This window comes from Knoellia sp. AC549 (genome assembly GCF_979258975.1).
Genome location: NZ_OZ409890.1, coordinates 3,505,549 through 3,519,542, shown reverse-complemented (window position 1 = coordinate 3,519,542; position 13,994 = coordinate 3,505,549). Strand labels below are relative to the sequence as shown.

The window sequence follows — 13,994 nt, the reverse complement described above, 5'->3', positions numbered from 1 at the left end:
GTGGACGACCTCACCCCGGAGCTGACTCGGATCCTCGACGGACGTTGGGGTGACGTGCGCCGTCGCCTGCGCGAGCACGAGGACGCCTCGCGCTTCGCTCCCCCGAGCGAGCAGCTGTCGTCGCAGGAGCACCGCCGTCACACGACACGCCAGCTGCTGGCGCTCACCCACGAGGACTTCGCCAGCGCCGGTCTGGCCAAGGGCATGGGCGGCTCGGGGAACTTCGGCGCCTCGGTGACCGCGTTCGAGATGCTCGGCCACGGCGACCTCTCCCTCCTGGTCAAGGCCGGCGTCCAGTTCGGCCTCTTCGGTGGGGCGCTCGCCAACCTCGGCACCCAGCGGCACCACACGGCATACGTGCCGGGAATGCTCGACGGCACCCTGCTGGGCTGCTTCGCCATGACCGAGACGGGGCACGGATCCAACGTGCAGCACCTCGAGACGACGGCGACCCACGACCCCACCACCGACGAGCTCGTCATCGACTCCCCCACCCCGGGTGCGCAGAAGAACTACATCGGCAACGCCGCGCGCGACGGCAGGATGGCTGCCGTGTTCGCCCAGCTGGTCACCGCCGACGGCGAGTCGCACGGCGTGCACTGCGTGCTCGTGCCCATCCGCGACACGAGCGGACGTCCCATGCCGGGCGTGACGATCGGCGACTGCGGCGCCAAGGGCGGCCTGCCGGGCGTCGACAACGGCACGCTGGAGTTCGACCACGTGCGAGTCCCCCGCTGGAACCTGCTCAACCGCTACGGCGACATCACGGCCGACGGCACCTACGCCTCACCCATCGACAACTCGTCCCGGCGCTTCTTCACGATGCTCGGCACGCTCGTCCGTGGTCGCGTGTCGGTCGCCGGCGGGGCCGGCGCGGCGACCCGGTCGGCGCTCACGCTGGCCACGCGGTATGCCTTGCACCGACGGCAGTTCGCGGCGCCCGGCGGCGACGAGGAGCTGACCCTCATGAGCTACCGCGCGCACCAGCGCAAGCTCCTGCCGGCCATCGCTCGCAGCTATGCCCTCATGCTCGCGCAGAACGACCTCGTGGCGATGATGCACGAGGTGGCCGGCCACGAGGGCGACGCTCCCGAGGAGCGGCAGCGCGAGCTCGAGGCCCGGGCCGCCGGCATCAAGGTGGCCGCGACCCGCCACGCCACCGACGCCATCCAGATGTGCCGCGAGGCGTGTGGCGGCGCGGGCTACCTGGCCGACAACCGGCTCACCGCGCTCAAGGCGGACACCGACGTCTTCACGACCTTCGAGGGCGACAACACCGTCCTGCTCCAGCTCGTCGCCAAGGGGCTGCTCACCGAGTTCCAGGAGACGTTCGAGGACAACTCCCCACTGGCGATGATCGCGTTCGCGTCTCGCTTCACGGCCTCGTCGATCCTCGAGAGGACCCCGGCCGCGGGGCTCATCTCCAAGCTCATGTCGCGGGCCCCGAGCAGCGACGAGGACGGCGCCGAGCGCCACCGCGGTCGTCAGGTCGCGCTCTTCGTCGACCGTGAGAAGCACCTCCTCGAGGGCGTCGCACTCCGGCTGGCCAAGGCCGCGAAGGCCGAGCCGGCCGACGCCTTCCGGATCTTCAACAACGCGCAGGACCACCTCCTGGCGGCCGCCGAGGCGCACATCGACCGGGTCCTGCTCGAGGCACTGTGCGCGGCGGTCGAGGAGTGCGACGAGGGGCCGGCCAAGGAGCTCCTCGACGACGTCACCGACCTCTTCGCGCTGTCGACGATCGAGTCCCACCGAGCGTGGTACCTCGAGCACGGGCGGCTCACGCCGGTGCACTCCAAGGCCGTCATCCGCGACGTCGGGGTGCTCTGCAAGGACCTCGCCCCGCACGCCCGCACGCTCGTCGACGCGTTCGCCATCCCCGACGCCTGGCTGGGCGCGCCACAGCTGCTCGAGCCGCTGCCGTCGGCCCGCCCCGCGACACGTGAGCGCGTCGCCGACACCGCCGAGAGCACCGCGTGAGCGACATCCCTCCGAGCCGGTGGGCGTTGGGTGGGCAGGCCACTCGCGGCTACGGTCTGCGTTTCGCCCAGCTCGTCGCGCGAGGCGACGACGTGGATGGTGAGGCGCGACTCGCCGATGCCCTCTCTCCCAGGCGTGCTCGCATCCTCGATGCAGGCGCGGGCATGGGTCGGGTCACCGCAGCGTTGCGCGCCAGGGGCCACGACGTCACCGGGATCGAGCCGGACCGCAGCCTCGTGGACCAGGCCGAGACCACCTATCCGGGCATCGGGCTGCTGCCTCTCGACATCCTCGAGCTTCTCCCCAGCGGCACTCGAAGCGCACGGCTGCCCAGCGGCATACGATCTCGTCGTCGCAGTCGGCAACGTCTTCATCCTGCTCGCCGAGGACACCGAACGCCGCGCCCTGGCGACCCTCGGCAGCCTGCTGGCGCCGGGAGGGCGGATGCTCATCGGCTTCCACCTCACGGCAGGGCCGGCCGGCAGCCGCACCTACCCGCCGGAAGAGTTCCTCACCGACGTCGAGGCGGCGGGCCTGGGGGCGGACCTGCGCGCGGGCAGGCCGAGCTCCATCCCGCGAACGCGGAGTATGCCGTGTGGCTGCTCAGCCGGCGCGACCCCGCTCGCTGAGCACGGCGTGCACGCCAGCGGACGACCCGCGCGCTGGTCACGCACGGGCCGTCCGTCCGACTGCCTGCTCAGCAGGCGAGGCTGAGGAAGAAGTAGTCGTCGACGTAGGCGTTCGAGGTGTTGCTGATGCCGACCCTGACCTTGTTGCCGCCGTAGCTCGAGTGGTTGTCGGGCGACGGGTCGGTGTTGGAGCCCCAGATGAGGCTGCTCGCCGTCGCTGCGCACTTCGAGACGCTGCGGTCGAAGACGACGTCGTAGTTGCCGGTGCTCGTCTTGGTCACGGAAACCACGCCCGAGGCGATGCCCTCGTAGATCGCGCCGCTGGGTGAGACCGCCACGTAGGCCGGCTTGGTGTAGTAGCCGGCGACGTCGGCGAACACGTTGGCCCGTCCGGTGACGCGCAGGTTGAACTGCTCGGAGCCGTTGACGGGCATGGTGACCATGTTGGCGATCGCCGAGCCGGCGAAGTTGAGCAGTGAGGCGAGCGGCATCGGCTGACCCGTCGCCCAGCCCTGGACGTAGCCGCCCGGGGCGACCGGGACGGCACCCAGGTTGACCTGGATGGCCTCGGCGTTCGTCGGGATGCCACAGCCCGCAGCATTGCCGCCCTGGGCCGCGAGGGCTGAGCTGGAGCGGAAGGTGCGGGTGGCGTTCTGCAGGGCGCCGCCGCCGTAGCGGGTGTCGAGGATCCGGCACGGTGCCACCGCGTGGAAGACGAAGTCGGAGCCCGCCGCGCCGGGGGGCACGATCGACTCCAGGAGGGCGGCGCTCGGAACGGGGTTCGGCGGTGCCTCGGACTTCGCAGCGGCGCCGCCGGCCGCGATGAGGGTCGCTGCCACGCCGATGAGGGCGACACGACGGGTTCTGCTGATGAGCTTGTTCATGGTGACTCTCCCGTGAGGATCTGCCCGGCCTTCCCGACCGAGTCAACGGGGAGGAGTCCACCGGAGGCGTCCAGATACATCCGCGGGCAAGTTCATGCTCTGGGGGGCTCCACTGCGTCACCAGCGCACGGTCTGTGCGACGGCGCCGTGCGTGTCAGCTGTCCGAGGGCGGCGTCTGGCCGATGCTGGCGCGCATCTCGTCGGACGCGTCCCAGTCGTTGGCCTGCATCGCCGCGACCACCACGTCGTCCTTGACCCACCAAGCCCGGAACGGCCCACTGAAGTCGCCACGTGTCTGCACGCAGTCGTAGCCGTCGGGTCCCACGCTGCCGAAGTACTCCATCCCGAGGTCGTACTGGTCGGTGAAGAAGTAGGGCAGCTTGGCATAGGGCTCAGCGGCCCCGAGAATCGTGGCGGCCGCCGCCTTGCCCTGCCCGATCGCGTTGTCCCAGTGCTCCACTCGCACCCGCCGGCCGAGCACCGGGTGCTGCTGGCTCGCGATGTCACCGATGGCGAGGACCCGCTCGTCCGAGGTGCGCAGGAGCTCGTCGACGAGCACGCCGTCGTCGACCTCCAGGCCCGCGGCGGACGCCAGTGACGTCCGGGGCGAGACGCCGATGCCGACCACGACGAGGTCGGCCGCCGCAAGGTCCTCCGCGGTCACCGCGGCGCCCAGCCGCAGGTCCACGTCGTGCGCCCGGTGGAGCTCGGCGAAGTGCTGGGCGACCTCGGCGCCGAGCACGGCCAGCAGGGGCAGGGACTCCGTCTCGTGGACGGTCACCGCCGCGCCGGCAGCCCGGGCGGCCGCCGCGACCTCGAGCCCGATCCACCCGGCGCCGATGACGGCGACCCTGGTGTCCGAGGTGAGAGCCTCCTTGAGGGCAACGGAGTCCTCCATGGTGCGCAGGTAGTGCACAGGCCGTCCGGACTCGTCGGCCAGCCTGAGACGCCGCGGCTCCGATCCGGTCGCGAGCACGAGCCACTCATAGGGCTGCTCACCCGTGGTCGTGACGACGCGTCGAGCAGTCAGGTCGATGGACTGCACCTCGGTGCCCGTGCGCACGTCGATGTCGTGCTCCCGCCACCACGCTTCATCGTGGACGTAGGCCGAGTCGACCTCCTTGTCGCCGAGCAGGACGGCCTTGCTCAGCGGCGGACGCTCGTAGGGCAGGTGGTCCTCGGCCCCGCAGACGACGATCTCGCCGTCGTGGCCACGGTCCCGCAGGGCCTGCGCCGTCGTCGCTCCCGCGAGGCCGGCTCCGACGATGACGACGGTCATGCCGACCACCACGGACGCAGCGGGAGGCCGGGCAAGCGGGTCTGGTCCAGCCGCGTGGCCAGCACCTGGTGGAGCTGGACGACGTTGCGCTCGAAGCCACGCCGGGAGCCGGCGAGATAGAGACCCCAGACCTTGGCCGTGGCCTCACCGACCTCGTCCACGCACTCGTTCCAGTGCGCGACGAGGTTCTCGCACCAGCCGGCGAGTGTCAGGGCGTAGTGCTCACGCAGGTTCTCCTCGTGCAGCACCTCGAACCCGGTGTCCTGCATCGCGGTGACGATGCGCCCGGAGCCGGTGAGCTCGCCGTCGGGGAAGATGTAGCGGTCGATGAAGGGACCCACGCTCCTGGGCCTGTTGTCCGGTCGGGTGATGCAGTGGTTGAGCACGAGTCCGCCCTCCTTGACGTGGTCCAGCATCCACTCAAAGTACGCCGGATAGTTGCGCACGCCGATGTGCTCGGTGATGCCGATCGACGAGATGGCGTCGAAGCCGGACTCGGCGACGTGCCGGTAGTCCTCGAACCTCACGGAGGCGAGGTCCCCGAGACCCTCACGCTTGATCGCCTCCTGGGCCCACGTCGCCTGCTCCCGCGACAGGGTGACGCCGACGGCCTGGACCCCTCGACGCGCGGCATACCGGACCATCCCGCCCCAGCCGCAGCCGATGTCGAGGAGACGCTGGCCGGGTTGGAGCGCCAGCTTGTCGAAGACGAGGCGGTACTTGTTCTCCTGGGCCGCGTCGAGGTCGACGTCGTGCTCGGGGAAGACCGCACACGTGTAGGCCATTGACGGACCGAGGACCAGCTCGTAGAAGCGGTTCGAGACGTCGTAGTGGTGCTGGATGGCCTCCTTGTCGCGCGTGAAGGAGTGACGCAGCCCCTCGGTGACGCGCCGCCACCGGGGCAACGCCTCCTGCGGAGGCGGTGGGGGTGGCGTGAGACCACGCGGCCCGAGGACGCGGGCGAGGTCGAGGAGAAGTCGGGGGTCGGGGCGACGGAAGTGCAGCCGCTCGAGGTCGACGAGCGCCTCGTAGGGGTTGCCCGGGTGCACGCCCTCGACGACGAGGTCACCGGTCGCGTAGGCACGAGCCATGCCAAGGTCCCCCGGGGCGGTGGCGAGGTAGGAGACGGCGCGGGGGTTCGAGATGTGGAGTGCTCGCGGAGCGCTGTCCGGTCCGGTCTTCGAACCGTCGTATGCCGTGATGCGCAGTGGGAGGGGTCCCTCCACCGCTGCGTCGACGAGCTCGGCGATCGTCCGGGACTCACGGGTCGTGCTGCTCATGCGTGGTGCACCGCCTTGTCGTAGAGGTGAGGGAAGCGACCGAGAGGGTCATGGGTGGCCTTGAGGGCGGCATACGTGTCGCCGCCGTAGAGGGCGTCGAAGTCCTCGCGGGAGTAGAAGGAGTCGGAGTAGAGGGACTTGTGTCCGTCGAGCTCGCCGACCCGGCGCTCGATGGCGCGGTTGGTCGCGCCGGGCTCCCCGCCCGGGACGGTGGACCAGAAGCCGACGTTGACGTAGGTGTGCTGAGGACGAAGGGGGTAGAGGTCCCAGGTCGTGTCGCTGCGAAGCCGCAACGGGCACAACCAGATCGGCTCGATCGGCACCTCGTCGAGGAACCAGTGGAGGAACTCGGCGGTGTGCTCGAGGGGCAGCTCGACGTCCTGGACGACCCGCTCTCTCGGGGGGTTGCCCCTGCGGGCCTCGAGTCGGTCCGAGAGGCCATGGCGCTGGTCGAGGGCGACGAGCTTCCAGTAGACGCTGGATCGTCGCCAGCGACTCGGCCAGATCCGTCGCAGGCGTGGGTTCTGGGCCCCGAAGGCCCGCGAGCACCAGAACCAGTCGGTGTCCCAGCGCCAGAGGTAGTCGTGCGTCGTGAGGAGGTCGCGCTTCGGCTGTGCGTCGTCGTGCTGGATCGAGCGGTAGAAGATCTGCTGGCCGGTGTAGTCACTGGGGCGGGTGGGCCCGCCGCGCACCGGCTCGTCGACCTGCTGGCCCAGGGTGAGGTAGGCCTCGTGGCGGGTGAACACGACACCGTCGAGGTAGTCGACCCGCTCGCCGTCGTGGGTCCCCGACCCGACGATGGCGTCGATGCCGGCGCACAGGCTCTCGAGGTCGTGGAAACGGACATGGCGCAGGGCCACGAACGTCTTCACCGGCTCGAGCTCGATCCGCAGGCGGGTGGCGTAGCCGAGCGAGCCGTAGGAGTTGGGGAAGCCGTGGAAGAGGTCGGCGTGCTCGTTGTCGGGTCGTGCGGTGACGATCTCGCCGGTGCCGGTGAGGATGTCGAGCTCGACGACCGACTCGTGCGGCAGTCCGTTGCGGAAGGAGGACGCCTCGATGCCGAGTCCGGTCACGGCGCCCCCGAGGGTGATGGTGCGCAGCTGCGGCACGACGAGCGGAGCGAGCCCGAGGGGCAGCGTTGCGGCGACGAGGTCCTCGTAGGTGCACATGCCGTCGACGTCCGCCGTCCGGGCACCGACGTCGACGACGCGCACGCCGGTCAGGCCGGAGGTGTCGAGGCCGTGGGTCGTGGAGCGCGTGCGCTCTCGGAACAGGTTGGAGGTGCGCTTGGCCAGCCGCGCTCGCTCGCTCGGCGGAATGGCGGCGAAGCTTTCGAGCAGCCGTCGCTCCCCGTCGGTGTGTGTGGAAACCGGGAGGGTTCGCTCCATGTTGCGCACGCTACGCCTCGGCTGTGACTCCCGTCGCGCCAGTTGTGCCTGTCGCAGTGGACAGCTTGGCGGACAGGGCTCTGACGTGCGGGTATGCCGTCCGGCCGGCTTTCTTTGGCCTGTCCCGGGCGAGTCGCCGGATGCCCCAGGCGATGGTGAGCGGCCGCGCACCAGCGCCGACCAGGTCGTGAGAGTGGACGTGAAGGGACTCGAACCCCTGACCTCTCGCGTGTGAGGCGAGCGCTCTAACCAGCTGAGCTACACGTCCGGCACCCGCCGCTGAGCGGGCGGACCGAGAATACCCGGCGCCTCTCCCCCGACGAAATCAGGGTGCCCAGCACCCGAGCGCGAGTCCGCTCAGATCCGGGCGGTGGTCCGCATCCAGCTTCTCGAGGCCGTCGGGGAAGAACCCGGGGATGCCGGAGAAGTGGAAGGTCAGCCACAGCACGGTGGCGATGAACGCGACGCCGACGATGCCGACGAGCCCCTTGACGAAGAGGTTCTGGCGCTTGACCCACTCCTCCCACATGCGGAGGTTCTTCTTGACGAACTCGAGAACGCGCTGGGCCTTCTCGAACTCGGTCGCCCAGATGGCGAGCCCACCGATGACGATGAGCCAGCCCGGCCCGGGGAACGGGATGGCCAGCAGACCCAGCACGACGACGACGAGACCGGCGATGAAGACACCGACCCGATAGAAACGCGCGGTCGTGGGGTTCGCCCTGGCTCTCCGACGCCAGGCCCAGTCGTCATCCTCCGGGGCGTCGGCGAGCGGCTCGCTGTCGACGCTCTCCCGCGCCTCGCCCGCGGGCGGCGGCACACTCACGGGTCCATCCCGAGGTCGGCCTCGGCGGTGCGCCACACGTCGACGGCTCGCGCGGTCACGGGACCCGGCGCGACGAGGCGGCGCTCGTCGACGAGGTGCACCCCCTGCACGTCGCGGGAGGAGTTGGTGATGATGACCTCGTCGGCGGTCTGGAGCACCTCGAAGGGCAGCGTCTCCTCGACGACCTCGAGACCGGCCTCGCGGCACCACTGGATCGTCAGCTCACGGGTGATGCCGGCGAGGCAGCCACTGTCCAGCGGCGGCGTGCGCAGCACCCCGTCGGTCACGACGAAGACGTTGGAGGCGGTGCCCTCGCAGAGCTCGCCTCGCGTGTTGGCGAGCAGCGCCTCCTCGGCGCCGAGCGAGCGCGCGTGCGTGACGGCGATGACGTTCTCGGCATAGGACGTGGTCTTGAGGCCGACCGTCGCGGCTCGCTCGTTGCGCACCCACGGGACCGTGACGACGGCCGCGGAGGGTGCGTGGGCCGCGGACTCCGTGGCGGCGACGATGATCGTGGCCGGCGACTCGTTGCGGTCCGAACCCAGCGGGCCGGCTCCTCCGGTCACGGTGATGCGCACCCGCCCGAAGGCAATGGCCTCACCCGTGGACAGCACGGCCTCGACGCCCTCACGCACGCGGTCCTCATCCACCGGAGGAAGGCCGAGCCCCGAGAGGGTGCGTCCGAGACGGCGCAGGTGCCGCGTCATCGCGAACGCCTCGCCGCGCACGATCTTGCACGTCTCGAAGGCTCCGTCCCCGACCGTCACCCCGTGGTCGAGCGCGCGCACCGACGGCTCCTCCGCGTCGACGACCCGACCATCCACCCACACCCGCACCGCGTTCATGGTGCAACCATCCCAGATGCGCCTGCCGCCAGAGACACCAGACGCGCCGCCTTGAGCTCTGTCTCGTGCAGCTCCCCCTGGGGATCCGACCCCCAGGTGATCCCTGCCCCCGTGCCGAAGCGCAGCCTCCGCTGCCCCGACTCGTCACCATCCATCCAGAACGTGCGGATCCCCACGGCCAGCAGCGCCTCGTCACGGTCGGCGTCGATCCACCCGATGGCACCGCAGTAGGGCCCGCGCTCGACGGGCTCGAGGTCCGAGATCGTCTGCAACGCCGTGTGCTTCGGAGTGCCCGAGACCGACCCGGGCGGGAACGACGCATCGAGCAGCTCGCGCCACGTCGTCCCCTCCCGCAGCTCCCCCGTGACGTCCGACACGAGGTGCACCAGCCCCGGGTGCTGCTCCATCCGGCACAGGTGGTCGACACGGACGGTGCCCGGACGGCATACGTGCTGGAGGTCGTTGCGGACGAGGTCCACGATCATGACGTTCTCGGCGAAGTCCTTGGGCAGCATCTCGCTGGCGGTGGCGGCCGTGCCCTTGATGGGACTCGACGTCACCGTGGCACCGCGCCGCACGAGGTAGGCCTCCGGCGACGCACACGCGATCTCGAGCCCTGCCTCGGGGATGTCGATCGTCGCGGCATACGGAGCCGGGTTGCCCTGTGCGAGAACGCTCCCCAGCGCACGGATGCTCAGGTCACCGACATCGGTGCTCAGCACGCGACAGAGGTTGACCTGGTAGACGGTGCCGCGTGCGATCCGCTCGCGGATCTCCTGGACACCTTCGACGTATGCCGTGTCGTCCAGGCTGCTCGTCCACTCGCCTCCCACGCCCGGCCAGACCGAGCCGGCCACCTTGGGGCTCGCTTCGTCGGGCCACGTGCGGGAGACCTCGGACATCCGGACCGCGGTGAGCTCGCCCTCGAAGGTGACGGTGACGGTCCAGAAGCCGGAGGTGAGGTCGTCGATGTCGTGGGTGACGACCTCGACGCCACTGCACTCGATGACTCCCCCGTCGAGGGAGCTGAACCTCGCCCATGCCACGGCGTCGATGCTAGGCGCCGTCCGGGGCATCGGCGGACCGGTCGCCCATGAGCCGATAGCCCTGGCCCGGTTCGGTGACGAGGTAGCGGGGGTCGGACGGATCGGGTTCGAGCTTGCGCCGCAGCTGGTTGGCGTAGACGCGCAGGTAGTTGGACTCGCGCCCGTAGTGCGGACCCCAGACCTCACGCAGCAGGTCCCGCTGGGGCACGAGGTGACCCGCGTGGCGAGCCAGGACCTCGAGCAGGCTCCACTCGGTCGGCGTGAGTCTGACGACCTCGGAGCCGACGCTCGCCCGTCGCTCCGTGAAGTCGAGGGCGAAGTGGGCCGTCACGAACGGGTCCAGCGCGGGCGTGCGCTCGTCCTGGGTGCGGCGCAGGGCCACCCGGATCCGCGCCAGGAGCTCGTCGACCGCGAAGGGCTTGGTGACGTAGTCGTCGGCCCCGAGGTCGAGCGCCTCGACCTTGTCGATGGAGTCGGCGCGCGCCGAGAGGACGATGACCGGGATCTGCCACCCCTCTCGGATGCGCCGCAGCACGTCCACACCGTCGATGTCGGGCAGCCCGAGGTCGAGGATGACGAGGTCCGGGGCCTGGTCGTGGACGGCCTGCAGGGCCGAGCGGCCGTCGCCTGCGGTCTCGACCTCGTAGTCGCGGGCACGGAGGTTGATGGCGAGGGTCCGGACGAGGTGAGGTTCGTCGTCGACGACGAGGATCCGGCTCACGACCACGTCTCGCGTTCGGCGACGTTCTCGGCGAGGCTCCCGACCGGGTCGGCGCGTGGCAGCTCGAGGACGATGGTGAGGCCACCGCCGGGGGTGTCCTCGGCCGAGATCGTGCCGTTCATGGCGTCCATGAGACCACGCGCCACCGCGAGACCGAGGCCGACACCGTTGCCGCGGGGGGCGTCCCCGAACCGCTGGAACGGCGCGAAGATCGTCTCCTTGGCCGCTCGGGGCACGCCGGGACCACGGTCCACGATGCGCAGCTGCACCCGGTCCGACAGGGCCGCGCTGGTGACGACAACCTCGCCGGCCCAGTGCCTCTGGGCGTTCTCGAGGACGTTGGCGAGGACCCGTTCGAGCAGGCCGCGGTCGGCGACCACGGGAGGAACGGCGGACGACATCGTCGACCGGACCACGCCCGTGGTGGTGAGGCCGGCGCTGACGTCCTCGACGACCTCTCGCAGGGACAGACGCTCCGGGCGAGGCGTCACCGCTCCACCCTGGAGCCGGGACAGGTCGAGCAGGTTGGCCACGAGGCCCGTGAGCCGGTCGGCGGACTGCTCGATGCTCTCGAGGAGGTCGGCCCGGTCGGCGTCGCTGAACGACACGTCCTGTGCCCGCAGGCTCGAGGCACCCGCCTTGATCGCCGCCAAGGGGGTGCGGAGGTCGTGCGAGACCGCTGCCAGCAGAGCCGTGCGCGAGCGGTTGTCCTTGGCCAGCGCCTTGGCCCTGGCCGCCTCGCGGAGGAGCTCGGCCCGGTGCAGGACCGCGCCGGCGCGCGCCGTGAAGGCGGACACGAGGCGGCGGTCGTCGGCCGTGAGCACCCGACCGGACAGCACCAGGCTTCGCTCGTCGTCGATGCTCGCCTGCACCGACGCCTCCCTCACCTGCGAGACGTCGAACCCCTCCGTCGCGCCCAGCACGGCCCACTCCTCGCGCACGCTCGCGCGGGACACGACCGCGGCCGAGTCGAGGCCGAAGAACTCCACCGCCTGGAGCAGGAGCGCCTGGAGCTGGTCCTCCTCGCCGAGCAGCGACTCGGCGGACGAGGCCAACGCGGCGGCCTCGCGCTGAGCGGCTCGCGCGGCCGCGGCCCGACGCACGCTGAGGTGCACGACCGACGAGACCGCGATCGCGACGCCGAGAAAGACGAAGAGCGCCACGAGGTTCTGCGGGTCCGAGATCGTCAGCGTGTGACGCGGCTCGGTGAAGAACCAGTTGATGAGCAGGCTGGAGGCGCCGGCGGCAACGAGAGCCGGCCACAGGCCACCCACCAGGGCCGTGCACACGGTCAGCAGGAGGAAGAGCTGCACCTCGAGCGGCAGGTCGTGCCACTGGCCGGTGAGGTCGAGCAGCCAGGTGAGGAGCACCGGCCCGAGCAGCGCCATCGCCCAGCCGAGCGCGGTGCGTCGTCGACCGAGCTCGGGGCCGATGCGCAGCGGAGCCTTCACCGATCTCGTCCAGTCATGGCTCACCAGCTGCACGTCGATGTCGCCGGAGTCCGCGACCACCTGCTGCCCGACGCCCGGGCTGAGCAGCTCCTGCCACCGCTTGCGCCGGGACGCACCGATGACGACCTGTCGTGCGTTGACCCCCCGCGCGAAGGCCAGCAGCGCGTCGGCGGTGTCGTCCCCGCGCACCGTCTGGAAGGTCCCGCCGAGCTCGCTCGTGAGCCGGCGCAGCGCCTCGACCTCGTCGATCTCGGCGGCCACGAGCCCGTCCGAGGCCGTGACGTGGACCGCGATCAGCTCGCCACCGGATCCTCTGGAGGCGATCTGCGCGCCGCGCCGCAGCAGGGTCCGGCCCTCGGGACCCCCGGTGAGCGCGACCACGACGCGTTCACGGGTGGGCCATGAGTCGGTGATGCCCTGAGCGGCGCGATAGCGGGTCAGGCCCTCCTCGACGCGGTCCGCGACCCACAGGAGCGAGAGCTCACGCAGGGCCGAGAGGTTGCCCACCCGGAAGTACTGGGCCAGGGCTCCGTCGACCTTCTCCGCGGCATAGACGTTGCCGTGCGCGAGTCGGCGTCGCAACGCCTCGGGTGACATGTCCACGAGCTCGACCTGATCCGCGCCGCGGACGAACTCGTCCGGGACCGTCTCGAGCTGGCGCACCCCGGTGATCGACTCGACCACGTCGTTGAGCGACTCGAGGTGCTGGATGTTGACGGTCGAGATGACGTCGATGCCCGCCTCGAGCAGGTCGCCGACGTCCTGCCACCGCTTCTCGTGCGGCGAGCCCGGTGCGTTGGTGTGGGCGAGCTCGTCCACGAGCACGACCTCCGGCCGTCGGTTCACCACCGCCTCCACGTCGAGCTCGGTGAGGACGACGCCGCGGTGCTCGACCCGGCGCAACGGCAGCGCCTCGATGCCCTCCGCCATCGACGCCGTGAACGCTCGCCCGTGGCTCTCGCAGACACCGATGACGACGTCCGTGCCCCGGTCGAGGCGGCGCTGTGCCTCCGACAGCATGGCGACGGTCTTGCCAACACCGGGAGCGCTCCCGAGGTAGACCCGCAGCACGCCTCTCGTCATGGCTTGATTGTGCCCGGCGGCTCAAGGTCCCGGAGCGCGAGGTTGAGCCCGAGCACGTTGACGCGGGGCTCGCCCAGGAAGCCCAGCTGCCGGCCAGCGGTGTGGTCCTCGACGAGGTGGGCCACCGTCGCCCGGTCGAGGCCCGCCGCGATGGCGACACGAGCGACCTGCGCCTTCGCGAACTTGGGGCTGATGTGCGGGTCCAGTCCGCTGGCCGAGGCGGTCAGCGCATCGGCCGTGGCCTCGCCTTCGGCGATCTCTGCGTATGCCGCGCGGCGCTCGGCGACCGCTGCGGCCTGGTCCTGCGACGACTCGGCGAGGTTGGTGCCACCACTGACACCGCCGGCATACTCGTTCGCCGACGGTCGCGGGTGGAACAGGGCCGGGTCGGTGACCGCCTGCCCGAGCAGGCTGGACCCGGCGACGGCGCCCTCCCTGGTGACGAGCGAACCGTCGGCACGGTCGCCCGCGACCACGCGACCGACGCCCCAGACGAGGGCCGGGTAGGCGACGCCGAGGGCCAGGGTGAGGACGAGCATCATGCGCACTGCGGCGAGCAGCTGACGGACAGGAGACATGGCG

Annotated in this window: 12 protein-coding genes and 1 tRNA gene; 2 read left to right on the top strand and 11 right to left on the bottom strand. The window is 70.8% G+C overall.

Annotation, left to right across the window (positions count from 1 at the left end):
* Together ACZZ98_RS17110 and ACZZ98_RS17105 are read left to right on the top strand one after the other, a co-directional pair.
* On the top strand, positions 1–1,980 hold the full coding sequence (locus ACZZ98_RS17110) for an acyl-CoA dehydrogenase family protein (RefSeq protein WP_463517368.1): 1,980 nt from the start codon (positions 1–3) through the stop codon (positions 1,978–1,980).
* 117 nt (positions 1,981–2,097) lie between these two features.
* Complete coding sequence (locus ACZZ98_RS17105; protein WP_463517367.1) at positions 2,098–2,694, top strand: hypothetical protein; 597 nt, start codon at positions 2,098–2,100, stop codon at positions 2,692–2,694.
* Here the strand turns inward: ACZZ98_RS17105 and ACZZ98_RS17100 are convergent.
* The 11 genes from ACZZ98_RS17100 to kdpC all read right to left on the bottom strand — a co-directional run bounded on the left by ACZZ98_RS17100 (position 2,678) and on the right by kdpC (position 13,990).
* On the bottom strand, positions 2,678–3,493 hold the full coding sequence (locus tag ACZZ98_RS17100) for a hypothetical protein (RefSeq protein ID WP_463517366.1): 816 nt from the start codon (positions 3,491–3,493) through the stop codon (positions 2,678–2,680). The two genes, ACZZ98_RS17105 and ACZZ98_RS17100, sit on opposite strands and share 17 nt — an antisense overlap.
* Positions 3,494–3,647: 154 nt before the next feature.
* Entirely contained in the window at positions 3,648–4,772 is a 1,125-nt protein-coding gene (locus ACZZ98_RS17095) for an NAD(P)/FAD-dependent oxidoreductase (RefSeq protein ID WP_463517365.1), read from the bottom strand.
* Entirely contained in the window at positions 4,769–6,052 is a 1,284-nt protein-coding gene (locus tag ACZZ98_RS17090; RefSeq protein WP_463517364.1) for a class I SAM-dependent methyltransferase, read from the bottom strand. Before ACZZ98_RS17090 ends, ACZZ98_RS17095 begins: the two co-directional genes overlap by 4 nt.
* A complete protein-coding gene (locus ACZZ98_RS17085) occupies positions 6,049–7,440 on the bottom strand; it encodes an FAD-binding oxidoreductase (RefSeq protein WP_463517363.1) in 1,392 nt (463 codons plus the stop codon). The genes ACZZ98_RS17090 and ACZZ98_RS17085 overlap by 4 nt, the downstream gene beginning before the upstream one ends.
* A gap of 194 nt (positions 7,441–7,634) precedes the next feature.
* Positions 7,635–7,708, bottom strand: a tRNA-Val gene (locus ACZZ98_RS17080).
* Positions 7,709–7,765: 57 nt separating this feature from the next.
* A complete protein-coding gene (locus ACZZ98_RS17075) occupies positions 7,766–8,266 on the bottom strand; it encodes a TIGR02611 family protein (protein ID WP_463517362.1) in 501 nt (166 codons plus the stop codon).
* A complete protein-coding gene (locus tag ACZZ98_RS17070; RefSeq protein ID WP_463517361.1) occupies positions 8,263–9,111 on the bottom strand; it encodes an aminotransferase class IV in 849 nt (282 codons plus the stop codon). The genes ACZZ98_RS17075 and ACZZ98_RS17070 overlap by 4 nt, the downstream gene beginning before the upstream one ends.
* Positions 9,108–10,157, bottom strand: a complete 1,050-nt coding sequence (locus tag ACZZ98_RS17065; RefSeq protein ID WP_463517360.1) for a chorismate-binding protein — start codon at positions 10,155–10,157, stop codon at positions 9,108–9,110. Before ACZZ98_RS17065 ends, ACZZ98_RS17070 begins: the two co-directional genes overlap by 4 nt.
* Positions 10,158–10,167: 10 nt before the next feature.
* Complete coding sequence (locus ACZZ98_RS17060) at positions 10,168–10,878, bottom strand: response regulator transcription factor (protein ID WP_463517359.1); 711 nt, start codon at positions 10,876–10,878, stop codon at positions 10,168–10,170.
* Complete coding sequence (locus tag ACZZ98_RS17055; protein ID WP_463517358.1) at positions 10,875–13,412, bottom strand: DUF4118 domain-containing protein; 2,538 nt, start codon at positions 13,410–13,412, stop codon at positions 10,875–10,877. The genes ACZZ98_RS17060 and ACZZ98_RS17055 overlap by 4 nt, the downstream gene beginning before the upstream one ends.
* Positions 13,409–13,990, bottom strand: a complete 582-nt coding sequence (gene kdpC, locus ACZZ98_RS17050; protein WP_463517357.1) for a K(+)-transporting ATPase subunit C — start codon at positions 13,988–13,990, stop codon at positions 13,409–13,411. The genes ACZZ98_RS17055 and kdpC overlap by 4 nt, the downstream gene beginning before the upstream one ends.
* Positions 13,991–13,994 lie beyond the last annotated feature (4 nt).

Bases quoted from the DNA above. Each gene is read 5' to 3' on its own strand.
- ACZZ98_RS17105 (WP_463517367.1), top strand. From the start codon at position 2,098: ATGCCCTCTCTCCCAGGCGTGCTCGCATCCTCGATGCAGGCGCGGGCA.
- ACZZ98_RS17100 (WP_463517366.1), bottom strand. From the start codon at position 3,493: ATGAACAAGCTCATCAGCAGAACCCGTCGTGTCGCCCTCATCGGCGTG.
- ACZZ98_RS17095 (WP_463517365.1), bottom strand. From the start codon at position 4,772: ATGACCGTCGTCATCGTCGGAGCCGGCCTCGCGGGAGCGACGACGGCG.
- ACZZ98_RS17090 (WP_463517364.1), bottom strand. From the start codon at position 6,052: ATGAGCAGCACGACCCGTGAGTCCCGGACGATCGCCGAGCTCGTCGAC.
- ACZZ98_RS17085 (WP_463517363.1), bottom strand. From the start codon at position 7,440: ATGGAGCGAACCCTCCCGGTTTCCACACACACCGACGGGGAGCGACGG.
- ACZZ98_RS17070 (WP_463517361.1), bottom strand. From the start codon at position 9,111: ATGAACGCGGTGCGGGTGTGGGTGGATGGTCGGGTCGTCGACGCGGAG.
- ACZZ98_RS17055 (WP_463517358.1), bottom strand. From the start codon at position 13,412: ATGACGAGAGGCGTGCTGCGGGTCTACCTCGGGAGCGCTCCCGGTGTT.
- kdpC (WP_463517357.1), bottom strand. From the start codon at position 13,990: ATGTCTCCTGTCCGTCAGCTGCTCGCCGCAGTGCGCATGATGCTCGTC.